The 23,975-nt window shown below is 71.2% G+C and carries 18 protein-coding genes; 5 read left to right on the plus strand and 13 right to left on the minus strand.

The features are described 5' to 3' along the window. Window positions 1–5: 5 nt before the first annotated feature. The 3 genes from JOE59_RS13680 to JOE59_RS13690 are packed head-to-tail and all read right to left on the minus strand — an operon-like array spanning window position 6 to window position 2,418. Window positions 6–1,220, minus strand: a complete 1,215-nt coding sequence (locus JOE59_RS13680; RefSeq protein WP_204461281.1) for an AMP-binding protein — start codon at window positions 1,218–1,220, stop codon at window positions 6–8. 43 nt (window positions 1,221–1,263) lie between these two features. Further along, window positions 1,264–2,184: a 1,4-dihydroxy-2-naphthoyl-CoA synthase gene (locus tag JOE59_RS13685; RefSeq protein WP_204461283.1), complete on the minus strand. Its 921-nt coding sequence runs from the start codon at window positions 2,182–2,184 to the stop codon at window positions 1,264–1,266. A 48-nt stretch (window positions 2,185–2,232) separates the two neighbouring features. Further along, on the minus strand, window positions 2,233–2,418 hold the full coding sequence (locus JOE59_RS13690) for a hypothetical protein (RefSeq protein ID WP_204461285.1): 186 nt from the start codon (window positions 2,416–2,418) through the stop codon (window positions 2,233–2,235). Window positions 2,419–2,488: 70 nt separating this feature from the next. Between JOE59_RS13690 and JOE59_RS13695 the strand changes: the two genes are divergently transcribed. Next, window positions 2,489–3,502 (plus strand): o-succinylbenzoate synthase, encoded by a 1,014-nt coding sequence (locus JOE59_RS13695; protein ID WP_204461287.1) that lies wholly within the window; start codon window positions 2,489–2,491, stop codon window positions 3,500–3,502. 143 nt (window positions 3,503–3,645) lie between these two features. Then, window positions 3,646–4,068 (plus strand): hypothetical protein, encoded by a 423-nt coding sequence (locus JOE59_RS13700; protein WP_204461290.1) that lies wholly within the window; start codon window positions 3,646–3,648, stop codon window positions 4,066–4,068. An 85-nt stretch (window positions 4,069–4,153) separates the two neighbouring features. Here JOE59_RS13700 and JOE59_RS13705 read toward each other — a convergent pair whose 3' ends face one another. Then, window positions 4,154–4,516: a MerR family transcriptional regulator gene (locus JOE59_RS13705; RefSeq protein WP_179551964.1), complete on the minus strand. Its 363-nt coding sequence runs from the start codon at window positions 4,514–4,516 to the stop codon at window positions 4,154–4,156. A gap of 71 nt (window positions 4,517–4,587) precedes the next feature. On the opposite strand from JOE59_RS13705, the gene JOE59_RS13710 reads away from it, so the two are divergent. Next, window positions 4,588–5,817, plus strand: coding sequence for an MFS transporter (locus JOE59_RS13710; RefSeq protein ID WP_204461292.1), 1,230 nt, complete (start codon window positions 4,588–4,590; stop codon window positions 5,815–5,817). A 16-nt stretch (window positions 5,818–5,833) separates the two neighbouring features. On the opposite strand, the gene pulA is transcribed toward JOE59_RS13710, so the two are convergent. The 8 genes from pulA to JOE59_RS13750 form a co-directional block, all read right to left on the minus strand. Beyond that, window positions 5,834–11,935: a pullulanase-type alpha-1,6-glucosidase gene (gene pulA, locus JOE59_RS13715; protein WP_204461295.1), complete on the minus strand. Its 6,102-nt coding sequence runs from the start codon at window positions 11,933–11,935 to the stop codon at window positions 5,834–5,836. A gap of 154 nt (window positions 11,936–12,089) precedes the next feature. After that, complete coding sequence (locus JOE59_RS13720; protein WP_204461297.1) at window positions 12,090–12,320, minus strand: hypothetical protein; 231 nt, start codon at window positions 12,318–12,320, stop codon at window positions 12,090–12,092. A gap of 167 nt (window positions 12,321–12,487) precedes the next feature. After that, a complete protein-coding gene (locus JOE59_RS13725; RefSeq protein WP_204461298.1) occupies window positions 12,488–15,061 on the minus strand; it encodes an ATP-binding protein in 2,574 nt (857 codons plus the stop codon). Window positions 15,062–15,123: 62 nt separating this feature from the next. Next, on the minus strand, window positions 15,124–16,071 hold the full coding sequence (gene ccsB / locus JOE59_RS13730; RefSeq protein ID WP_204463406.1) for a c-type cytochrome biogenesis protein CcsB: 948 nt from the start codon (window positions 16,069–16,071) through the stop codon (window positions 15,124–15,126). Window positions 16,072–16,128: 57 nt separating this feature from the next. Continuing rightward, window positions 16,129–17,895 (minus strand): cytochrome c biogenesis protein ResB, encoded by a 1,767-nt coding sequence (gene resB / locus JOE59_RS13735; RefSeq protein WP_204461299.1) that lies wholly within the window; start codon window positions 17,893–17,895, stop codon window positions 16,129–16,131. Beyond that, window positions 17,879–18,631: a cytochrome c biogenesis CcdA family protein gene (locus JOE59_RS13740; protein ID WP_204461300.1), complete on the minus strand. Its 753-nt coding sequence runs from the start codon at window positions 18,629–18,631 to the stop codon at window positions 17,879–17,881. The genes resB and JOE59_RS13740 overlap by 17 nt, the downstream gene beginning before the upstream one ends. A gap of 3 nt (window positions 18,632–18,634) precedes the next feature. Further along, complete coding sequence (locus JOE59_RS13745; protein ID WP_204461301.1) at window positions 18,635–19,228, minus strand: TlpA family protein disulfide reductase; 594 nt, start codon at window positions 19,226–19,228, stop codon at window positions 18,635–18,637. Continuing rightward, window positions 19,228–19,872 (minus strand): histidine phosphatase family protein, encoded by a 645-nt coding sequence (locus JOE59_RS13750; RefSeq protein ID WP_204461302.1) that lies wholly within the window; start codon window positions 19,870–19,872, stop codon window positions 19,228–19,230. Before JOE59_RS13750 ends, JOE59_RS13745 begins: the two co-directional genes overlap by 1 nt. A 73-nt stretch (window positions 19,873–19,945) precedes the next feature. Between JOE59_RS13750 and aspS the strand changes: the two genes are divergently transcribed. Next, entirely contained in the window at window positions 19,946–21,289 is a 1,344-nt protein-coding gene (gene aspS, locus JOE59_RS13755; RefSeq protein WP_204461304.1) for an aspartate--tRNA(Asn) ligase, read from the plus strand. A gap of 82 nt (window positions 21,290–21,371) precedes the next feature. Next, window positions 21,372–22,304, plus strand: a complete 933-nt coding sequence (locus JOE59_RS13760) for a formylglycine-generating enzyme family protein (RefSeq protein WP_204463407.1) — start codon at window positions 21,372–21,374, stop codon at window positions 22,302–22,304. A gap of 8 nt (window positions 22,305–22,312) precedes the next feature. Here the strand turns inward: JOE59_RS13760 and JOE59_RS13765 are convergent, their stop codons facing one another. Then, a complete protein-coding gene (locus JOE59_RS13765) occupies window positions 22,313–23,971 on the minus strand; it encodes a SulP family inorganic anion transporter (protein WP_204461305.1) in 1,659 nt (552 codons plus the stop codon). Window positions 23,972–23,975: the final 4 nt, after the last annotated feature.

A 23,975-nucleotide genomic window follows, 5' to 3' on the forward strand; every position in this document is an offset into this window, starting at 1 on the left:
ACATGCTAGTTCGCGCGCCCCTCTGGAACCTCGGTGTTCCCCGACCCCGCCGATTCGGCGAACAGCCGCACGAGGCGCCGCCGGTCGGGCTTGCCCGAGGCGAGCTGCGGCAGCGCGTCGAGTCGCAGCAGCCGCACGGGGCGGGCTGCGGGCGCGAGCCCCGCGGCATCCGTCGCCGTCGCCAGTTCCGCAAGCGTCGCGGATGTCTCGGCCGTCGCCACCGCGACCGCGGGCCGCTGCCCCCACTCGGCGTCGTCGACCGCGACGACGACGGCCTCGGCGAACCCCGGAAGGGCGCGGATCGCCCGCTCGACCTCGCCGAGCGCGACCTTCACGCCGCCCGAGATGATGACGTCGTCGGCGCGGCCCGAGATGCGGAGTCGTCCGAGACCGTGGTCGGCGGGGGCGAGCTCGCCGAGGTCGCCCGTGCGGTACCAGCGGGTGCCGTCGGCGTCGGTGGTGAAGGCCTCGGCCGTGCGCCCGGGTTCGTCGAGGTATCCGCTCGCGAGCATCGGGCCGCTGAGCTGCACCTCGCCGCCGACGATGCGCACGGCCACGCCGGGAAGCGGTATGCCGTCGTAGACGCATCCCCCCGCGGTCTCGCTCGAGCCGTAGGTGCGGTGCACGCGGGCGCCGAGTTCGGCGGCACGCTCCACGAGGCCGGCGGGCGCCGCCTGCCCGCCGAGCAGGATCCGGTCGAACGAGCGAAGCGCCTCGGCCACAGCGGCATCGTCGGCGGCGGCGCTCACGAGCCGGGCGAGTTGCACGGGCACGAGCGAGGTGAACCGCGCGCGTTCGGGGTCGAGCCGAGCGGATGCCGCGGCGAACGCCCGCGCATCGAAGTGCCCCGGCGGCAGCACGACGGGCTCGGTGCCCGCGACGATCGACCGCACGAGCACCTGCACCCCCGCGATGTAGGTCGCCGGCAGCGCCAGCAGCCACTGCCCGTGCTGCCCGCCGAAGAACTGCTCGGTCGCTCCTGCGCTCGCCCGCAGTGCCGACGCCGAGAGCATCACGCGCTTCGGGGCATCCGTCGACCCGCTCGTCTCGACGACGAGGGCGACGTCGTCGGGCACGAGACGATCGATCGGATGCTCCTGCAGTGCAGCCCCCGGCACCGGCAGCACGGCGAGCGCCGCCTCGTCGAAGAGCACGGCCTGCCGCAGCTGCGCGAGCAGCGCCGCAGTGTAGTCGGCCGCGACCCGGATGAGGGGTTTCACGTCGCCCACGTAACCCGTTCGAACCGGTGAGCTGTAACCGGCATCAGTAGTGCCACGGGTACGGGCCCCAGTCGGGGTCGCGCTTCTCGAGGAAGGCGTCGCGGCCCTCGACCGCCTCGTCGGTGCCGTAGGCGAGGCGCGTCGCCTCGCCGGCGAAGACCTGCTGGCCGACCATGCCGTCGTCGACGGCGTTGAATGCGAACTTCAGCATGCGCACCGCGGTCGGCGACTTCGTGAGGATCGTGCGGGCCATCGCGATCGCCTCGCGCTCGAGCTCCGCGTGCGGCACGACCCGGTTCACCGCGCCCATCTCGTAGGCGCGCTCGGCCGAGTACTCCTCGGCGAGGAAGAACACCTCGCGCGCGAACTTCTGCCCGATCTGGCGGGCGAAGTACGCCGAGCCGTAGCCGGCGTCGAAGCTGCCGACGTCGGCGTCGGTCTGCTTGAACCGGCCGTGCTCGCGGCTCGCGATGGTCAGGTCGCAGACGACGTGCAGCGAGTGGCCGCCGCCGGCTGCCCAGCCAGGCACGACGGCGATGACGACCTTCGGCATGAAGCGGATGAGCCGCTGCACCTCGAGGATGTGGAGGCGCCCCGTGCTCGCCGCCGCCGCGGGGTCGCGCACGACCTCGGTCTCGTCGGCCGAATACTGATAGCCGTCGCGGCCGCGGATGCGCTGGTCGCCGCCCGAGCAGAACGCCCAGCCGCCGTCTTTCGCACTCGGCCCGTTGCCGGTCAGCAGCACGACGCCGATGCGCGGGTTCGTGCGCGCGTCTTCGAGGGCGCGGTAGAGCTCGTCGACCGTGTGCGGACGGAACGCGTTGCGCACCTCGGGCCGATCGAAGGCGATGCGCGCGATGCGGCCGTCGTTCGAGTGGTGGTACGTGATGTCGGTGAACCCGACCGCGGATGCCGCCTCGGTCCACTCGCTCGCATCGAACAGTTCAGACACCTCGGCGCTCATGCCCCCAAGCCTATTCCGCGGGTCTGCGCCACGCGGCCTGCCGGCCCGTCAGAGGCCGAGCACGGCTCCGCCGTACACCGACGCGACGACCACGACGGTGACGACCGCTGCGGTGATCGGGATCAGCGCGGCGATCACGAGCAGCACTCCCCCGACGCCGATGAGCACGTTCTTCGAGACCGGCTCCTCGGGCATCTCGACGCCGTCGATGCCGAGCTGCTGCAGTCCGTCCATGTGCACCTCCTCGTGGGCGTTCACCCTAACAGGCGGCCATGTTCGCGACCCGGGGTGCGAGACTGGGCACATGCTGCCCGAGCCGAACGAACTGCTCGCCACCGCAAGAGTCGTGGCCCTCCCCCTCGTGACGCGGTTCCGCGGCATCGACGTGCGCGAGGCCGTGCTCTTCGAGGGCCCCGAGGGGTGGACCGAGTTCTCCCCCTTCGCCGAATACGGCGACGACGAGGCATCCGCCTGGCTGGCGGCCGCGATCGACTTCGGCTGGACGGCTCCGCCGCCCGCGCTCCGCGAACGCATCCCCGTGAACGCGACCGTGCCGGCCGTCGACCCCGACAGCGTGGCCGCCGTGCTCGCGCGATTCCCCGGATGCCGTACGGCGAAGGTCAAGGTCGCGGGCTCCGACCAGACGCTCGCACAGGATGTCGCCCGCGTGCGCGCCGTGCGCGAGGCGCTCGGGCCCGAAGGCCGCATCCGCATCGACGCCAACGGCGGCTGGAACGTCGACGAGGCCGAGCACGCGATCCACGCGCTCGCCCCATTCGACCTCGAGTACGTCGAGCAGCCGTGCGCGAGCGTCGAGGAGCTCGCCGAGATCCGCCGCCGCACGAAGTACATGGGCCTGCCGATCGCGGCCGACGAGAGCGTGCGCCGCGCCGACGACCCGCTCGCCGTGGCCGAGGCCGGCGCAGCCGACCTGCTCGTGATCAAGGCGCAGCCGCTCGGCGGCATCCACCGCGCGCTCGAGCTCATCGGCCGCACGGGCCTGCCCGTCGTCGTGTCGAGCGCCCTCGATACGAGCATCGGCCTGTCGATGGGCGCGCACCTCGCGGCATCCGTCACCTCGCTCGAGTTCGACTGCGGGCTCGGCACCGCGTCGCTCCTGGCAGCGGATGTCACGCGGTCGCCGTTGCTGCCCGAAGACGGTTCGATCCCCGTTCGGCGAGTACTGCCCCACCTCGACCTGCTCGAGCGGTACGCCGCGTCACCCGAGCGCACCGAGTGGTGGTTCGAGCGCATCGTGCGCTGCCACGCGGTGCTCGCCGAGGCCGAGGCTGGGCGCCACGTGGAGCGGACCCCGTAGGCAGACCCCCCCATCTGGGGAGGGAAACATGAGCCCTACTCCGCTATTCAGGGAGAGCACGGATGCCTCGCGCCGAACCGGGCGCGACCGTGGGGTCTGTGCGCGCAATCGAATTGCGCACCTCACTTACCCGGAGGAGACACATGTTCAAGCGAACTCTGACCAACATCGGCGCGGGCGTCGCGCTTGCCGCAGCCGTCGCGCTCGGCACCGGCACGGCGGCCTACGCGCACGAGTGCTTCAACCCGAACCGTTCGGAGCAGGGCAACGCGGGCGCATCGAACTCGCAGGCCTGGTTCACCGTCCACGTCGAAGAGCTCACGGCCGGCCTGTCCGAGGAGGACGCCGCGTGCGTGCTCGACGCCTACGCGGCGACCGGCGCGCCCATGTCGTTCACCATCCACGTGAAGGGTGCGAACGGCCAGGACGGCGTCGTCGCCGGCAACAACCCGCACGAGGACAAGGCCGGCGACGGCCAGGGCATCGACGAGATCTTCGCCGCGCACGGGGCTGACATCGTCACCAGCTTCGAGGTGTGCGGGGTCGACCTTCCGTTCCCCGTTTGATCTACGGCGAGCCTCGAACGACCGAGCGCCGCGGGCCGGATGGGAGATCTCCCATCCGGCCCGTGGCGTCGTCACGACGCCGGCGTCACCCCGTGACGGTGGCGCGCTCGAGGTAGGTCGTGATCGCGTCGCGGTTCTTCGCGAGGCATCCGATGCGCTGATCGAGTTGGGCGCGGCGCTCGGCGAGCGTCTCGGCGAGCTCTCGCTGGATGACGGGCGCCTCGACGAGCGAGGTGTTCGCGAGGCACGGCAGCATGTCGCGGATCACCGCGGTGGGGATGCCCGCCTCGATGAGACCGCGCACCTGGTTCACCCGTTCGATCGCCGCGTCGGCGTAGTCGCGGTAGCCGTTGTGCTCGCGCGTCGAGCTCACGAGCCCCTGCTCCTCGTAGTAGCGGAGCAGGCGCGTCGCCACGCCGGTTCGCGTCGAGAGTTCGCCGATGCGCATGCCGCCTCCTGTGTCGTCGCGTGGCTCGCGACTTGACCTTCACACTAGTGTCAAGGTTCGAGACTGTCGACATGGCTTCACCGATCACCGACCGTTCCACCCCGCCACCACTCACCACGCCGGCCCGCGCACGCCGACCGCGCACGCGCCTGCCTCTCAACGGGCTGCTCGCCCTCGCCGCCGTCGTGTTCACCGGGGTCGTCACCGAGATCCTGCCGGCCGGGCTCCTGCCGCAGATGAGCGCCGACCTCGGGGTGTCCGAATCGCAGATCGGCCAGCTCGTGGCGATCTACGCGGTCACGACCGCGATCACCGCGATCCCGCTCACCGCCGTCACCCGCAGCCTGCCGCGGAAGCCCCTGCTCGTCGGGCTCGTCATCGGGTTCGCCCTCGTCAACGGCGTCACGGCGATCGCCGACTCGTACACGGTGATCCTCATCGCCCGCATGTTCGGCGGCATGCTCGCCGGACTGCTCTGGGCGATGGCGGCGGGCTACGCCATGCGCACCGTGGCGCCCGAGCACTCGGGCCGCGCCCTCTCAATCGCGATGGTGGGCACCCCGCTCGCCTTCGCATTCGGCCTGCCGATCGCGACCACCCTCGGCGCCGCGATCGGGTGGCGCGCGGCGTTCGGCGTCATCGCCGTCGTCGGGATCGGGCTCGCGGTCTGGGCCGCAGCAGCACTCCCCTCCTTCCCGGGCGAGCGCGCGGGGCAGCGGCCCAGCCTGTCGTCGGTGCTGCGGATGCCGGGACTCGTCGCCGTGCTCGCCACGACCGCGTTGTTCGTGCTCGCGCACAACATCGCGTACACCTACATCGCCCCGCTCACCGTCGCATCGGGCATCGACCGGCACCTCGACCTGGCGCTGCTCGTCTTCGGCGTGCTGGCCGTCGTCGGCGTGATCGGCGCCGGCGCCCTCGTCGATCGGCGGATGCGTTCGATGGTGCTCGTCGCGACGGCACTGCTCGGCCTCGCGATGATCGCCATCGGCCACTTCGCCGCCCAGCCCGTCGTGGTCTACCTCGCGCTCGCGGTCTGGGGCATCGCCTACGGCACCGCACCGACCCTCCTGCAGGCCGCCCCGGCGCGCATCGCGGGCGACGCGGCGGATGTCGCACAGTCGATGGTCGTCGCGACGTGGAACGGTGCGATCGCGGCCGGCGCCTTCCTCGGCGGCCTCGCCCTCGACGCGGTGGGCGTCGAGGCGCTGCCCTGGCTCGCGCTGGCACTGCTCGCGGCCGCCGCGGTCATCGCCGCGACGGCGCGTGCGGCCTTCCGGCCGGTGGGGGTCGGGGCATGACCCCGACCCCCACCGGTCACCAGAGGATGAGCGGCACCGTGAACGACTGCGAGTCCGCGTAGCCCTCGCCGCCGTCGAACACCGCCCGCACGAGGTGCAGGCCTCGCGGCAGCTTCGGCAGCTTGACGTCGATGCGCCCCTCGTCGCTCGCCGCGAGGTCGGCCTCGGCGATGAGCGTGCCGCCGTCGTACACGCGCACGGTGCCGACCGCCGCACTGCCGTCGAGGGCGAACACCGTGCCCCGCAGCTTCACCGCCGAACCGGCCTTCGCGAACAGCTTGGTCGGCGCGGCGACCGTGACGGTCGTCACCGCCGGCGGCGGCTGCTCGTCGACGAGCACGGCGACGCTGCGGGCGGGCACGGTGACCGTGCCGGTCGCGGCATCCCACGTCGTCGTCTTCACGACGGCGTCGGAACCGTTCGCCTGCGCCTCGGCGAGCGCGAAGTCCCGCCCGGCGAGCGCGGCGACCGTCTCGGTCACCGGCTCGGGCGAGGCGTTGAACACGACGAGCGCACCGTCGAGCTCGGGGTCGACGTCATCGCCCACGAGATCGTCGATCTGCATCGTGATCACGCCGGGAGTCGCCTCGGTACCGCTGTTCGGGAACGACACCTTCTCGTCGATGAGCTCGGCCGAACCGAGCTGCAGCAGGTCGACCGTCGAACGCACGCGCAGCAGGTCGAGCGCGGATGCCTCGGCCGCGGCGATGTCGGCGGGCGCCGGCTTCAGCGCGGCGTTCTCGAGCAGCGGCGTCATGATCGGCCACTTCTCGCCGTTGTCGGCCTCGCCCGGCAGGCCGGACCCGAAGGTCGACTCCTGGCCCGTCCAGTCGATGCGGTTGAACCAGTCGCCGGAGTTGTAGCTGTTGCGGTCGAGCGACTTCGAGCGCAGCAGCTCGGTGCCGGCGTGCCAGAACGAGGGCGACTGCGACAGCGTCACGGTCGCGAGCTCGAGCGTGTTCATGCGCACCCGGTCGGCCATCGTCGTGTCGGTCGGCAGCTTGAACACCGAGAGGTCGTAGAGCGTCTCGTTGTCGTGGGCGTCGACGTAGTTGATGACCTCGTCGGGCTGATCGGCGTAGCCGGCCGGCGCACCCCGGTAGTCGAGCGCATCGCCGCGCACGACCTGCCCCGAGGCATCCGTCAGCTCGTAGCCGCGGAGGTTGCCCGCGAGGCCGAGCTTCACCAGGTCGGTCTGGTGGCCGAGGTCGGCGAGCTGGTCGGCCTGCGACGGCGTGCCCGGCTGACCGTTGGGGTCGGTGCCGAGCCCGGTGCCGAAGCCCTGCTGGAACGTCGACGAGGCGTCGACCGGGCTGCCGCCGTGCACGGCGTCGCGCAGCCGGTCGTTGAAGGTGCCGATGCCCGTGCCGCCGAGCTGGCCCTGCGTGGCCTGCTCGAACAGGGCGTTGTTCGCGACCTCGCCGAAGTTCCAGCCCTCGCCGTAGAGGTAGACGGATGACCCGTCGACGCCGTCCTCCTCGAGCGTGAGCTCGTCGAGGGCTGCGCGCACCGCCAGCATGTTGGCCTTCGAGTGGTGGCCCATGAGGTCGAAGCGGAAGCCGTCGACCTTGTACTCCCTCGCCCACAGCACGACGGAGTCGACCATGAGCTTCTGCGCCACGTCGTGCTCGGTCGCCACGTTCTGGCAGCACGTCGAGGTCTCGACGTTTCCGGCCGCGTTCAGGCGCTGGTAGTAGCCGGGCACGATCTTGTCGAGCACCGACTTGCCGCCCTGGCCCGCCTCGGCGGTGTGGTTGTAGACCTCGTCGAGCACGACCGCGAGGCCCGTGGCGTGCAGCGCGCCGACCATCTCGCGGAACTCGGAGACCCGGGCCCCGCCGTCGGGGTCGACGGCGTACGAGCCCTCCGGCGCCTGGAAGTGGAACGGGTCGTAGCCCCAGTTGAAGCCGTCGAGGTCGCGGACCGCGTCGATGCACGCCTGCTGCTCGGGAGACGCCGGACCGAACGACGCCAGGTCGCAGTCGGGCGTCGCCTGGAGCTCCCGCCGCTCCTCGATCGTGGCGATGTCGAACGTCGGCAGCAGGTGCACGGTGTTGATGCCGGCGTCGGCGAGCTGCTGCAGCTGGGCGGTACCCGCCGAGTCACGCGTGAACGCGCGGTAAGTGCCGCGCTCCTCGGCGGGCACGGTCTCGTCGCCGATCGAGAAGTCGCGCACGTGCAGTTCGTAGATCGCACGGTCGACCGGCCGCTCGACGACGGGCGCCGCCGTCTCCTCCCACTGCGCGGGGCGGAGCGACTCGTCGTCGAGGTCGACGACGACCGAGCGCACCGAGTTCGCCGTGAGGGCGACCGAGTACGGGTCGGTGACCGAGTTCGTCTCGATCTCGCCGGTGCTCGGGGCGTAGACCTCGACCGACCAGCGGTACTCGGCCCCGGCCGCAAGCGGCTCGCCGTCAGCGCCGTCGGCGCCCGCGACCGACCAGACGCCGGTCTCGTCGTCGAAGGCGGCGGGGGTCGTGACGGGCTCGCCGCTCTCACCCGTCGGGAACACCTCGAGCGCGACCGACTGCGCCGTCGGCGCCCAGAGCGCCAAGGTCGGCTCGCCGCCCTGCCAGTCGACACCGAGCGGCACGGATGCCACGGCGTCGCCGTAGAGCGCGTCGAGCACGCCGGGCAGCTGCACGCCGGTGAAGGCGGTCAGCTCACTGCTCGTCGAGCCCGTCGAGACGCGCTGCGCGACCGCGAGCTGCTCGGTGAGAAGCCCTTGCACCTCGCCGCGGTCGAGGTCGACCGGGCGCAGGGCGAGGAAGCCCTCGAGTGCCGGGTACTCGGCGAGCTGCTCGTCGGAGAGCCCGGCGGGGTCGAGTTCGAGCACGACCGGGTCGCCGCCACCGGTCACCGCGCCGCCGTCGACGGCGAGCGAGGCGTCGCCCGAGTGCTCGAGGGTCCACGCGGCATCCGCTGCCTCGGCGCCGCCGAGGAGTTCCGCGGGCCACGCGAGCGTGTCCTCGCCGACCCAGTGCGCGCGCGCCTCACCGGTGCCGGCGAGCGGCGGGTCGGTGACGACGATCTCGAGCACGTGCGTGGCGAGCGTGTAGCGGAACTCGACGAGCTTGCCCGTGGCCGCAGTGAACGTGTAGTTCGCCCCGCCCGGTGCGCCGCCGACGCCGTAGTTCTCGTCCCAGCTGCGGCCGTGGGCGACCTTCGTCTCGTACGCGCCGTCGGGGATCGACGTGGTCGACCAGGTGAGGACGCCGTCCTTGTCGCCGTCCTGCATGAGCGAGGCGAGGCAGTCGGGCTGCCAGTCGTCGGAGCATCCGACCTCCGACTGGAAGCTGCCGGGCAGCGTCACGACGGGGCCCTCTGCGGTCGACGAGACCACCTTCGTGTCAGGGTTCCAGAAGAACGTGATCGGCCCGCCCGGATGCGAGTAGGTGACGTTGCCGCCATTCGGCTCGCCGTTCGCGCCGTAGTTGACGTCCCAGCTGCCGTTGATCGCGACCTTGTACTCGTAGTCGCCGGCGGCGACGTCGAAGGTGCCGGAGTAGATGCCGTCGGCGCGGAGCGTGAGCTTCGCGGCCTCGCAGCCGGGAGCCCAGTCGCCCGCGCAGCCCATCTCGGAGTTGTGCGAGCCGGGCACCGTCACGAGGTCGATCGGCTGCTCGGGCTCCTCCTCCTCGACGAGGTTCACGGCGTTGCCGACGCTCGCATACGTCGAGGCGGCGGCACGGTTGCCCGCGGCATCCGTCGAGATCGCACGGTACTCGAGCAAGGTGCCCTGGCCGAGGCCCGCGGTGTCGTGGAAGACGCGGGGGCTCGTGTCCTCAGCGGTGCCGAGGGCGTGCCACGCGTCGTCGCCGGTGGCACCGGCGACCCGCCAGGCGAAGCTCGTCTCCTGCCAGGTGGCGTCATCGACGTCGGCGACGACGGGGGTGATGCCGGTCACGCCCGCGCCGGCGGCGGGCGTCGCGACCGTGATGGCGGATGCCGCGTCGGGCGCGCTCACCGCACGGTCGGCCTTCCAGACGACCGCACCGAGCGGCGGCACGGTGATCGAGGCGATGCCGTCCGCGTTCGCGGTGACGGCAGACCCGTCGCCCGAGAGCACCGAGAACTCGCCGCCCTTCGTGAGCGTCGAGACGTCGACCGTCTTCGCGGCCGCACCGTTGTTCGCCGCGACGAGGTACTCGACCTGCTCGGCGCGATCGACGCGGCTGAAGGCGTACACGCCCGCGCCGTTGTCGACGTAGCGCTCGATCTGCGCGCCCGTCGCGAGCGCCGGGTGTGCGGAGCGGAGCGCGGCGAGCTCGGAGATGTGCTCGTAGAGCGGGACATCCGTCGCGAAGCGGTCGACGCTGCCGGCCGTCTCGCCCGTGACGAGCGGCTGGTTCTGGTACTCGGCCACCTGGCTCGCGAAGAGCGTCTGCCGGGCGTCCTTGTCGCCGCCGGTGCCCGCGAAGCCCTGCTCGTCGCCGTAGTAGACGACGGGCTGGCCGCGCGTGAGGAAGAGCAGCTCGTGCGCGAGCTCGTCGCGCTCGAGCGGGGCATCCGTCGACTGCAGGAACATGCCGACGCGGCCCATGTCGTGGTTGCCGAGGAAGGTCGGCAGCGCCGTCGCCGAGGAGCCGGGGGTCGTGTAGTAGTCGTCGCCCGCGAAGAGCGACTGCAGGTTCTTGGCTGAGTTGCCGGCCGCGAAGCTCACCGCCTGCGACTGGAAGGTGAAGTCGAGCACCGAGTTCATGTCGGTCTTGCGCACGTAGGGCGAGAGCTTCTGCGGGTCGGCGTCGTAGACCTCGCCGAACATGAAGAAGTCGGGCTTCTTCGCCACGTCGTGGGCGTAGTCGAGCACCTCGGTCGACCACTGCTCCCAGAACTCGAAGTTCACGTGCTTGGCGGTGTCGATGCGGAAGCCGTCGATGCCGAGGTCGATCCACTGCTCGTAGACGTCGACGAAGCCGTTCACGACGGTCGGGTGCTCGGTCATGAGGTCGTCGAGGCCCGAGAAGTCGCCGTAGGTGACCGACTCCCCCTCCCACGTCGAGTCGCCGCGGTTGTGGTACAGCGTCGGGTCGTTGAGCCAGGCCGGCACCTTGAGGTCGGCGTCGTCGGCGGTGAGGGTCGGCGTGTAGGGGAAGCTCGTCGCCGCGTCGAGCGCCGGGAAGTCGGCACCCGTGTCGGCGTCGGCGAAGTCGGCGGGGTCGAACGCGGCGCCTTCGGCGTCGAGGTAGGGACTCGTCGCCTGGTCGATGTAGGAGTACTGCTGCTCCTCGTAGTCGATGACGTCGGCCGTGTGGTTCGTGATGATGTCGAAGTAGACCTTGATGCCCTTGTCATGCGCCTCGGCGATGAGGGCCTCGAGCTCGGCGTTCGTGCCGAGGTGCGGGTCGATCTGGGTGAAGTCCGTGATCCAGTAGCCGTGGTAGCCGGCGCTCGCGTTCGTGCCCTCGCCCTGCACCGGGCGGTTCTTGAAGCTGGGGGTGAGCCAGATCGCCGTGGTGCCGAGCCCGTCGATGTAGTCGAGCTGCTGCCGCAGGCCCGCGAGGTCGCCGCCGTTGTAGAAGCCCTTGTCGGTCGGGTCGTAGCCGGTCACCATGCGGTCGCCGTCGAGGCCGCCCTCGTCGTTGGCCGGGTCGCCGTTGGCGAAGCGGTCGGTCATGACGAAGTAGAACACCTCGTCGCTGCCGGGCTGGCGCACGGGGGCGGCGACGAGCTCGGCGTCGGATGCCTCGTCATAGGCGCCGCGCAGCGTCGACTCGGTCGCCTCGAGCCCGACCTTCTTCAGGTTGTCGTCGAAGACGACGCGCACCGCGGTGTCGCCGGCGACGGTCAGCGGGATGTTGTCGCCCCCGCCGTTCAGCCCGTAGGCCTCGTCCCAGCTGTCGTTCACGGCGACCTTGTACTCCCAGCTGCCCGCGGGGATCGTGAAGTCGGCCGCGAAGACACCGGGGGTGCCGGTGGCGGTCAGCTCCGTCTCGGCGCAGTCGGGCGCCCAGTCGGCCGCGCATCCGAGCTCGCTCTGCAGCGAGCCGACGAGGGCGAAGGTGCGCGCCTCGTCCGCCGCGGCGGCAAGGCTCGGGATCACGGTGAGCACGGATGCCGCGAGCCCCCCTGCGACCACGAGGGCGAACCAGCTGCGAGCACGTGCGCGTTGCGTCATCCTTGACTCCCGATTCCCGGCACGACCGCGTGCCACCGACCACTGGCGGCGACGCTAGCAGCGGATGGCACCCTGGTGCAAGCGTTTGCATCTGATGATGCGCTGGATTGGCGGGAAACCCGTAGTCATTGACGTCGCACGAGTGCAAACGCTGTCACATGAGACGGGAGAAGGTCACCTCACGGAAGCGGTCGTTGCGGAGCCGCTCGGCCTCCTGCTGCCGTTCATGCAGTTCGGCGAGGGACTCGGGACTGCGACGCCGATCGGACCCGCGGCTCCACGCGAGGAGGGCGAGACCGACTCGGCGAGAGAGTCGGCCGAGGCGACTCGAGCGTCCGGCCGGGCGAACGAGGGAGGGAACCGTGGTGAGGGCCGCGCTGTTCATGATGACTCCTGAATGATGATCGTCGGGACCCGAATCGGGCCTGCTTCCGTTCTACGGCGCAGCGCAGCCGCGATCATCGGCGACGACTACCGAGATCGCCCTGCGGCGCTACCGAACTCGAGGGCGGCGACTACCGACGGCCGCACGTCCGACGAACGACGCCGACCTCATGCGAGGCGGCCGAGCACCTCGGGCGCCAGCCTCGCTGCGTCCTGTCGAGTGGGCACGCCGAGCTTGGCGAGCACGGCCGCGACGTGCGTATCGACCGTGCGCACCGACAGCACCAGGCGATCGGCGATCTGCGCGTTCGTGAGCCCGTCGGCCACGAGCCGCAGCACGTCGAGCTGCCGCTCGGTGAGCCCCTCGGGATTGTTCCGCGTCGGCTGCCGCGGGCCGCGAGGGATCGACCGCACACCGCGGTCGCGCAACCCTGCGCGCACACGGCGGGCGAGCGGATCGGCGCCGATCCGGTCGAGGATCGCGAGCGCCTCGAGCCGCTCGGCGACCTCGGGCGCTTCGGCGAGGGCTGATGCCTCGTGGTACGGGCATCCGCGCTCGCGCCAGAGCTCAGCCGCACGCCGCCAGTCTCCCCGCGCCTGCACCGCGAACGGGTGCTCGTTGTCGGGCGCCTCGGCGTCGTCTCCGGCACGCCGGAGGAGCCATGCGAGTTCGGCCTGCAGGTTCCGATCCTGCCACCGCACCGCCTCCTCGAAGGCCGGGCGCGCGATCGCCCGCACCTCGTCGAGCTCGCCGCGGAGCAACGCCGCCTCGGCCCGCGCCGCTGCCACGGGGCCGATGCGCTGCAACTCGCCGAGCCGCTCGGCGATGACCCGCGCCTCCGCGAGCACGGACGCGCCCGAGTCACCCTCACCGCGCCGCGCCTGCACCGTGCCGATCACGGTGAGGGCGACGCACTGCGCCTGCGGCAGCACCGCCGAGACGCCGGCGACAGCGGTGAGCGCCTCGTCCCACTGCGCCCGTGCGAGGTGCAGTCGGCCGCGTTCGACCTGCTGGTACGTCCAGAGTCCGAGCACCTCGGTGCGTTCGGAGAACGCCATCGCCGGTTCGAGGTGGCGCTCGGCGAGGTCGAGACGGTACTGGTCGAGCAGACTCCAGACGAGGTTGACGTGCGCGCGGGCGGCGTCGTCCATGAAGCCGGCGGCCGCGGCGATGTCGGCCGCCTCGAGCAGCTCCCGCATGCCCTCGTCGTCGTCCTCGAACAGGTGGGCGGTCCCGAGGTTGTTGAGCGCGTGCGAGAGCGCCCGCTGCTCCCCCGACTCCCGCGCCAGGGCGACCGCGCGCGTCGCCAGCTCGATCGTGCGCGGCAGGTCGTGGGCGAGCATGGCGAGCTGGGCCTCGTTGCTGAGGGCGAGCGCGAGCAGGCCGTGGTCGCGCGAGCCGGCGAGCACGGCGGATGCCTCGGCCGCAGCTTGCTCGGCACCCGGCCGGTTGCCCGCGATCCACTCGAATCTCGACAGCCATCGCAGGCTGGCCCCGAGGGCGTCGACGCCGCCGAGCTCCCGACGGAGCGCGATGACCTCGAGCTGCGCGGCGACCGCCTGCGGCTCGTCGCCGAGCAGGTACGCCTCGATCGCGTACTCCTCGATCAGGTCGGCGCGCGCGGCGGTGTCGAAGCGCTCGCCGTGTGCGAGCGCCGCGCGGAAGTGCGCGGCCGCCTGGCGGTGCGCGCTGCTCACCGCGGCATCGCGGGCCGCCCGCGGCGCCCACTCCACGACCGCGTCCACGTCGCCGGCCTCGATCGCGTGCGAGACGATGCGGCCCGGGTCGGCACCGATCTCGACGAGCATCGCGAGCACGTGGGCGTTCAACGCGATGCGGCGCGAGGCCGGCAGGGCGTCGACGATCGCACGGCGCGTGAGCTCGTGTCGGAACTGCACGCCATCCGGACGCACGGTCAGGAGTCCGCCCTCTTCGGCGACACCGAGCGCACTCGAGCCTTCGGGCACGAGCCGAGCGAGTTCGTCGGCGCCGACGGCGGACGGCACGACCGCGAGCTGCTCGACCCGATCCTGCGTGACGGGGTCGAGGCGGTGCAGACGTGCCGTGACGGCGTCGACGACGGTGCGCGGAACCTGCGCGGCATCCGCCGACGTCACGAGCTCGCTCACGAAGTACGGGTTCCCGCGGCTCAACGCGTACACCCGAACGGCGTCGGCCCCGCGCTCGCCGGCGAGCGAACCGACCGCGCCCGGCGACAGCGGCTGGAGCGGGAGGTGCCGCACCCCGCTCGGCAGCTCGCCGAGCAGTCTGCCGAGCGGATGCTCCCGGTCGAGTTCGTCGTCGCGATAGGTGAGCACGAGCACGGCGGGCAGCGGTTCGATGCGGCGCGCGATGAAGCGCAGCGCGTCGAGCGTCGCCTCGTCGGACCAGTGCGCGTCCTCGACGATGAGCACCGTGGCGGGGGTGGACGACAGCTCCTCGTGCAGCGCCGCGAACACTTCCTCTCGCTCGCCCGCCCGAAGGGCCTCGCCGAGGCGCGACCCCACGTGCGGGATCAGGTCGCGCAGCGGCCCGAGCGTGCGCGGCGTGGAGAGCGCGTCGCACGCGCCGACGAGCACCCGGCTGCCGCCCGGTGGCTGCTCGCGCAGCGCATTCACGAGGCTCGACTTGCCGATGCCCGCCTCGCCGTGCACGAGGACCACCCCGCCGTGCCCCTCGGCGGCCGCGCGGACGGCGTCGTCGAGTTCGGCGAGCTCACCCTCGCGTTCGAGCAGCCTCATAGTGCGATGGTGCTCGCTCGGTTCGACGAGCGCAATGCGCGGCGCGGATCAGGCGCCGGCGGTCAGAGACCCGAGTAGGCGTGCAGGCCCTTGAAGAACAGGTTGACCACGGTGAAGTTGAAGAGCACCGTCGAGAAGCCGATGATCGCGAGCCATGCCGAGCGGGAGCCCCGCCAGCCGCGCGTCGCGCGGGCGTGGATGTAGCCGGCGTAGACCACCCAGATGATGAAGGTCCATACCTCCTTGGTGTCCCAGCCCCAGTAGCGGCCCCAGGCCTTCTCGGCCCAGACGGAGCCGGCCATGAGGGTGAAGGTCCACATGATGAAGCCGATGATGTTGATGCGGTACGCGAGGTTCTCGAGCGTGACCGAGTCGGGCAGCGTCGCGAGGAAGGTGAGCTTCGCCGCCTTCGCCGTCGCCGCGATCGACTCGCGACGGGCCTGCATGAGCTGCACGACCGAGAGGGCGAACCCGAGGGCGAAGAGGCCGACCGACGCGCTCGCGACGAACACGTGGATGACGAGCCACACCGACTGCAGTGCCGGCGGCAGCGGGATCGGGCTGACGTAGAAGTTCAGAGCCGCGACGCCGAGCAGCACGAGCACGAGGCCCGTGATGAAGGTGCCGAGGAACCGCAGGTCCTGCTTCACGACCACGATCACGATGAGGAAGACCGTGGTGATGATGAGCGTGCCCGTGAGCGCGAACTCGTACATGTTCGCCCACGGCACCCGGCCGGCGGCGAGGCCGCGCAGCACCGTGGCCGAGAGGTGCAGGATCCACGCGAGCACCGTCATCGCGACGCCGACGCGCAGCGCCGGCGAGCGGCCGTAGGCGACGGATGCCGCCGGCTTCGCCGCACCGGCCGAACGCGGGCCGCGCCCTGCCCCGACCGCGACGGCCTCCTTCACCTCGACGCGCGCCGCGGCATCCGCTGCCGCAGTGGCCGCCGCCGAGCGCTTCGCGAGGTCGATCGAGAACGCGATGAACGCGATCGCGTACACGACCATGGCCGAGTACACGCAGAGGATGGAGATCTCGTCGAGGGTCAACTGCACTGTTCTACCTTACGTCGAAGATTTCTCGGGAGCATCTGCGGTTTCACCGGATGCCGCAGGGCCGGCGTGCTTGTCGGCGAACCCGGTCACGGCGTCTTCGAGCCCCGGGTCCTCGCCGCGGGCGAGCGCCGCGTACTCGAGCACGACGCGGCCGTCGGGCTTCGTCACAGCCTTCACCCACATGCGCCGGCGCGGCACGAAGAGCGAGACGAGGAGTCCGCCGAGGATGAGCGCCGCGAAGGCGAGCACCCATATCTGCGTCGGGTCGTGGTGGATGTCGAAGCTCGCGAAGCGCGAGACGCTCTGCGCGTAGTTGCGCTCGTCGGCGGCAGCGGCGTCGGGGTCGGCGTCCACGTCGACCGCGGGGGCGGCGCCCGGCGTGACGTCTTCGAAGGTCACCGTGCCGAGGCCGTTCGGCAGTTCGGCGGTCTGGCCGGGCTTCAGCTCGATCGAGTCGACGCCGGTCTTGCCGCCGCTGAGTTGCTCGAGCGTCGAGGTGTCGAGCTCGTATACCGAGGTGGGCGTGCCCTCGTCGATGCCGAGATCGCCCTGGTAGACGTTGAGCGTCAGCACCGGCAGGATCAGGTCGGGGTAGTTCGACGTGTAGGCGCCCGAGTCGAGCTCGGTCTGCGTCGGGTAGAAGAAGCCGACCATGCCGAGCTGCTCGGGCATGCCGTCGGGCACCTTGACGACGCCGATCGAGGTGAGGTTCGCATCCTGCGGCAGGAACGGCACGGCGTCGGTGAAGACGACCTCGCCCTCGGCGTTCTTCACGGTGATGGTCGGCGCGTAGCCGTTGCCGAGCAGGTAGACGTCGGTCCCGTGCGTGTAGAGCGGCTCGTTGACCTTCACCGTGCGGTCTTCGGGCTCGCCGTCCTGGCCCTGCACGGTGACGTGCGCCGTGAAGTCGATGGGCTGGCCGATCGCGTCCTGGTTCCGCGTCTCGTACACCGCGTCGAGGCTCTCGAGCGAGAGCTTGTACGGCGTGAGCCGGGTGTCGGCGAAGAAGCGCCCGGGGTTGAACGAGTCGTAGGCCGCGAGCGTGTTGACGAAGGTCTGCCCCTCGACGATCACGCGCTGGCCCGAGAAGCCGAAGCCGCCGCCGAAGCCGACCGCCACGAGCACGCCGACGAGCGCGGTGTGGAAGACGAGGTTGCCGGTCTCGCGCAGGTAGCCGCGTTCGGCGGAGACGGATGGCTCGCCGCGCAGTTCGTACTGCTCGACGCGGTAGCCCGCCTGGCGCAGCTGCTTCGCAGCGGAGTCGATCGCGGCAGCCGCAGCTTCGCTGGTTGAGCCTGTCGAAACCGGCAGCGGCCGCTCGGTGTAACCCGCGAGACGCGACAGCCGCACCGGCGTGCGCGGCGGCCGGGCCCGCAGCGCCTCGAAGTGGTGCTTCGTGCGCGGGATGATGCAGCCGATGAGCGAGACGAAGAGCAGCAGGTAGATCGCCGAGAACCACGCGGAGGTGTACACGTCGAACATCTGGACGCCGTCGAGGATCGGCGCGAGCCTCGGGTTGTCGTTGAAGTACTGCGTGACGCCGTTGGGGTCGCTCGAGCGCTGCGGCACGAGCGAGCCGGGCACCGCGGCGATCGCGAGGAGGAGGAGCAGGAGCAGTGCCGTGCGCATGCTCGTGAGCTGCCGCCAGCCGAAGCGCAGCCAGCCGACGAAGCCGAGCTTCGGCTGGTTGACGGGCGTCTCGCCGGGGTCTGCCTCGGTCGAGTCGATGTGGTCGGCGGGCCGCGACGGCGCGCCGGGATCAGATTGCGGGGTCAAAGCCCGTGATCACCGCCTGCAGTTCGTACATCCAGATGGACCAGATGCCCGTCACCATGAGCACGCCGATCACGATGAGCAGCGCACCTCCCGCGATGTTGATCGCGCGGATGTGACGACGGAGGAAGGCGAGGGAGCCCGTGACCCAGCTGAAGCCGGCCGCCACGAGCAGGAACGGGATGCCGAGGCCGACGCAGTAGGCGAGGCCGAGCAGCACGCCGCGGCCGGCCGACGCGGAGTCGGCGCTGAGCGCGAGCACGACGGCGAGGGTCGGGCCGATGCACGGCGTCCAGCCGAGGCCGAACACCATGCCGAGCAGCGGCGCCCCGGCGAGGCCCGTCGCCGGGCGCCACGAGGGCTTGATGGTGCGCTGCATGAACGTGAACTGGCCGATGAAGACGAGGCCCATGAGGATCAGCAGCACCCCGGCGATGCGCACGATCAGGTCGGCGTACTGCACGAGCCACGACCCGGCGAAGCCCGCGACGAGGTTGAAGCTCACGAAGACGACCGTGAACCCGGCGATGAACAGCAGCACGCCGAGCAGCAGCCGGCGGCGGTTCTTCCGCTCCGTGGCGGCGTCGGCCGAGGCATCCGTGAAGCCGCCGAGGTAGCCGAGGTACCCCGGCACGAGGGGCAGCACGCACGGCGAGAGGAACGAGACGAGCCCCGCGGCGATCGCGATCGGCATCGCCGCGAGCAGCTGCCCGTTCAGCACGATCTCGCCCGCGCCCATGCGCTAGGCCTGCTCGGCGAGGAGGTCGTCGACGATCGTCTGCAGGATCGAGGCGTCCTCGAGCTGGCCGAGCACGCGGGCGGCGACCCTGCCGCTCCGGTCGAGCACGATCGTCGTCGGCACGGCGGCGGGCGGCACCCTGCCCGCGAAGGCGAGCTGCGCCACGCCGGTCTCGACGTCGAGCACCGAGGGGTAGGTGATGCCGTAGTCCTTCTCGAACGGCGCGGCGGTGCCCGCCTGGTCGCGCACGTTCACGCCGACGAAGCTCACCTCGTCGGCGTCGACCGATTCGTGCACCTCCTGCAGGATGGGCGCCTCGGCACGGCATGGCGCACAGCCCGCGTACCAGAAGTTGACGACCTGCACCTTGCCCGCGTCATCCGCGGAGTCGTACTGCCCGCCCTCGACGGTCTCGCCGTCGAACTCGATGGGATCGCCGCGATCGGCGGCGTCGTAGACCGTGATCGTGCCGTCACCGGCGATGTAGTTCTTGCCGCTGCCCTCGCGGAACTGGTCGGCGAGCGGATCGCTCGTGCACCCGGTCAGCAGCAGGGCGGATGCCACGACGACCGCCGTCAACGACCAACGACTGCGCATCACACTGCTCCGACATCTGTGGCTTGGGCGGCGAGGCCCGCCGCGGGATCGGTGTAGCCGACCTCGACGAATCGGTCGCCGCGTCGCTCGAGCGTCGTGATGCTCGAGAGGGCGCAGCGACGGCGCCGGGGATCGTGCGCGAGGGAGACGCCGGCGAGACGCCGGTGCACCATCCAGATCGGCAGCTGGTGGCTGACGATCACGACGTCGCCGCCGTCGACCGACTGCCAGGCGTCGCCGATGGCGGCGAGCATGCGGTCGGCGATCGAGCGGAACGGCTCGCCCCAGCTCGGTTCCCACGGGTTCACGAGCAACGGCCAGTTGCGGACGTCGCGGAGCGCGCCGTCGGGGCCGCGCATGCGCTTGCCCTCGAAGCGGTTCTCTGGCTCGATCACGCGATCGTCGAGCGTCGGCTCGAGGCCGAATGCCGCGGCGATCGGCTCGGCCGACTGCTGCGTGCGCTGCAGCGGCGAGGAGACGAGTGCGCCGACCGCGCGGTCACGGGCGACGAGGTCGTCGGCGGCGGCCTGCGCCATCGCGCGACCGAGGTCGGAGAGGCCGAATCCCGAGAGTCGTCCGTAGAGCACACCCTGGGGGTTGAACACCTCGCCATGGCGCACGAGATGGATCTGTTCGGCCGGCACGGCTTCCAGTCTAGAGAGCGCGTTCCTTTGAATCCGCCGTGCGTCCAAAGCCCCACGGGTAGGATGGTCGATCGTGAGTACCCGCACCCTCGTCAAGAACCTCGCCGCCCTCCCCGACGGCCCCGTCACCGTGTCCGGATGGGTCGAGACCGTGCGCGATCAGAAGAAGGTGCAGTTCGTCATCCTTCGCGACGAGTCGGGTGCCGTGCAGCTCGTGAACCCCGCGACCCGCGAGATCGAAGAGGGGGCCGACGCCGAGGCATCCGCTCGCCTGGCGACGACCGAGGCCATCTCGGCGCTCGCGCACGGCTCCTTCATCACCGTGACCGGTGAGCTGAAGCACGACGAGCGCGTCAAGCTCGGCGGCCTCGAGGTGAAGATCGCCTCGCTCGAGGTCGTCACCGCCGCCAACCCCGAGACGCCGATCGCGGCCGACTCGAGCCTCGACAAGCGCATGGACTGGCGCTTCCTCGACCTGCGACACCCCAAGCAGGCCCTCATCTTCCGCATCCAGACGACCTTCCTCCACGCGCTCCGCGGCGTGTGGGTCGAGAAGGGCCTCATCGAGATCCAGACCCCGAAGCTCATGGCCTCGGCGTCGGAGTCGCGCGCCGAGCTCTTCGAGGTCGAGTACTTCGAGGGCAAGGCGTACCTCGCGCAGAGCCCCCAGTTCTTCAAGCAGATGGCGCAGGCAGCCGGCTTCGGCGGTGTCTTCGAGGTCGGGCCCGCGTTCCGCGCCGACCCCTCGTTCACGTCGCGCCATGCGACCGAGTTCACCTCGGTCGACACCGAGATCAGCTGGATCGACTCGCACGAAGACGTCATGGCCCTGCACGAGGAGCTCATCGTCGCGGGCTTCCAGGCCGTCGTCGACAAGCACGGCGCCGAGATCGCCGAGCTCTTCGGCATCGAGCTCACGGTGCCGTCGCGTCCGTTCCCGCGCATCCCGCTCGCCGAGGCGAAGCAGATCGTCGCCGACCGCGGCTACGTCATCCCCCGCACCGACGACGACATGGACCCCGAGGGCGAGCGCCAGATCTCGGCGTACGTCAAGGAGGCGTTCGGTCACGACTTCGTCTTCCTCACCGACTACGCGGCGAGCATCCGGCCGTTCTACCACATGCGGCACGAGGGCGACCCGAGCCTCACGAACTCCTACGACCTCATCTACAACGGCGTCGAGATCTCGACGGGCGCGCAGCGCGAGCACCGCATCGACGTGCTCGTCGAGCAGGCTCGCGACAAGGGCATGGACCCGGAGGAGCTCGAGTTCTACCTCGACTTCTTCCGCTACGGCGTGCCGCCGCACGGCGGATTCGGCATGGGCCTCGCGCGCGTGCTGATGCTCATGCTCGAGGAGCACTCGATCCGCGAGACGACGTACCTCTTCCGCGGCCCGACGCGCCTGCAGCCGTAGTCGCCCGCCGCCGCTCGCGCCCGGCGCGAGGCTGGCTGGCACGAACGCGTCGTAGGCTCGGAGCATGACCGAGCCCACGCCCATGACGCGCATCGAGGGCGGCACCTTCCGCATGGGCTCCGAGGAGTTCTACGCCGACGAGACGCCCGTGCACGAGCGCGCGGTGGGCTCGTTCGAGCTCGACGTGCACCCCGTCACGAACGAGCAGTTCGCCGCGTTCGTCGAGGCGACCGGCTACGTCACCGTGGCCGAACGCCCGCTCGACCCGGCTGACTTCCCCGGCGTCGACCCCGCCGACCTCGTGCCCGGCGGGCTCGTGTTCACGCCCACCTCGGGCCCCGTCGACCTGCGCGAGTGGCGGCAGTGGTGGCGCTGGGGTGCCGGCGCGAGCTGGCGGCATCCGTTCGGCCCCGAGGCATCCCTTCGGCAGGCTCAGTTCGGTGCGGTCGACGCGCTCATCGACCGCCCGACCCACCCGGTCGTGCAGGTGAGCTTCGAGGATGCCTCGGCCTACGCCGCCTGGGCAGGCAAGCGCCTACCGACCGAGGCCGAGTTCGAGTTCGCCGCACGCGGCGGGCTCGACGGCGCGCGCTTCGCATGGGGCGACGAGGAGTTCCCCGACGGCCGGCTGATGGTCAACCGCTGGCAGGGTTCGTTCCCCTACCGCAACACCGGCGCCGAGGGCTGGGCGGGCACCTCGCCCGTGATGGCGTTCCCGGCGAACGGCTACGGGCTCTACGACGTGACCGGCAACATCTGGGAGTGGACGACCGACTTCTACACCGCCCGCCACAACCCGCCTGGCCTCGAGGCGGTCGACGCCGAACGGCGCCCGAATCTGCTCGCCGCGGCCTCCGCCGAGCCCGGCTCGCGCATCCCGCGCCGAGTGCTGAAGGGCGGCTCGCACCTGTGCTCCCCCGACTACTGCCTGCGCTACCGGCCGGCGGCCCGCTCGCCCCAGGCCGACGACTCGGCGACGACGCACATCGGGTTCCGCTGCGCGCAGGACGCCTGAGCCGGCTGCTACCCGACCGGCGCGTTCCCGGCGATCGCGGCCTCGAGGGTCGGGTAGACCCGCCCGGCTGCCTCGAGCCCGGCGAACCAGCTGGTGCGACGTGCGATCACCGCCCCCGGCTCGGGCACCGCGGCCAGTCGCAGCTCGACGCCGGTCGCAGCGAGCTCGCGATCGAGGTCGGCGAGCGTGTCGAGCACCGTGATGGAGGTCGCCGAGAGCCGGGTGAGCTCGAGGGCGACCGCCCGGATGCCCGCGCCATCGGCAGGGGCATCATCGGCGGCGGCCGCGGCGGCGAGCACCGCGTTCTCGTTGGCGACCACGTTCGCCGTATAGAGCGGCCCCATGAGCCGCACCGGCAGCACGCCGTCGACCGGTTCGGCCACGTCGATGCGCAGTCGGTTGAGCTCGCGCAGCACGACGACGAACGTGGCGAGGATGCCGACGACGACCGCGAGCAGCAGGCCCGCGGTGAGCCCCACGAACGCGGTGGCGGCGGCGATCCAGAAGTCGTTCCGGCTGATGCGCCAGAACCGCACGAGCGAGCCGACGTCGATGAGGCTGATCACCGCGACGAAGACGAGCGCGGCGAGCGTCGCCTGCGGCAGCAGGCTCAGCACCGGCCCGAGGAACAGCGCCACGAGCACCGCGAGCACGACCGTCACGATCGTCGCGAGCTGCGTGCGCGCACCCGCACCCTGGTTCACCGCGCTCTGCGAGAAGCCGCCGGCGGCGGGCAGCACCTGGAAGAACGAGCCGACGGTGTTCGCGGCACCGGTCGCGAAGAGCTCCTGGTCGCTGTCGATCTGCGGTTCGCCCGGCTTGCGGATGCCCCGCGCCACCGCAGCGGACTCGAGGAACGCCATCACGGCGATCGCGAGCGCACCCGGGATGAGCTCGGGCACGTGCGCGAACGAGGGCAGCGACGGCGGCGGGAAGCCCTGCGGCACCGGCGGGATGAGCTCGACGCCCGCCCCCTCGAGGCCGGCGAACGCCACGAGCAGGATGCCCGCAGCGACCACGAGCAGCGGCCCGGGCACCCGCGGGGCGAAGCGCTTCAGCAGGAAGAGCACGACGATCGACCCGGCCGACAGGGCGATCGTCACGGGATTCGCGCCGGGCACGGCCTCGACGACGGCCACGAGCGAGCGGATGAATCCATGGCCCGAGAAGTTCGACGTCTCGCCGAGCAGCTTCGGCAACTGGCCGACCGCGACGGTCGCGCCGACGCCGACCTGGATGCCGACGATCGTCGCCTTCGAGATGTTCTCGACGAGGGAGCCGAGCCGCAGCAGCCGGCAGACGAGCAGGAGCACCCCGACCATGAGCGTGAGCGCCATGAGGTCGGGCACGGGGTCGTCGGAACCCGCGGCGACGCCCGCCGAGACGAGCGTCGTCGCGGTCAGCGTCGCGATCGTCGACGTCGTCGACACGCTCATCGCCCGCGAGCCGCCGAGCATGGCGTAGACGAGCATCGGCACCATGCACGTGTAGAGGCCGACCTGCACCGGCAGGTTCGCGATCGTCGCGTACGCCATCGCCTGCGGGATGACGACCGCCCCGGCCGACAACCCCGCGAGCAGGTCGGCCCCGAGCCATCCGCGCTGGTAGCCGCGAAGGGTCGGTAACAGCAGCGGTCGCCGCCGCGCTGCAACGGGGGTCTGCGACATCCGC

Origin of the sequence: Agromyces cerinus (genome assembly GCF_016907835.1) — a bacterium.
In the GTDB taxonomy this organism is placed as follows: Bacteria; Actinomycetota; Actinomycetes; order Actinomycetales; family Microbacteriaceae; genus Agromyces; species Agromyces nitratus.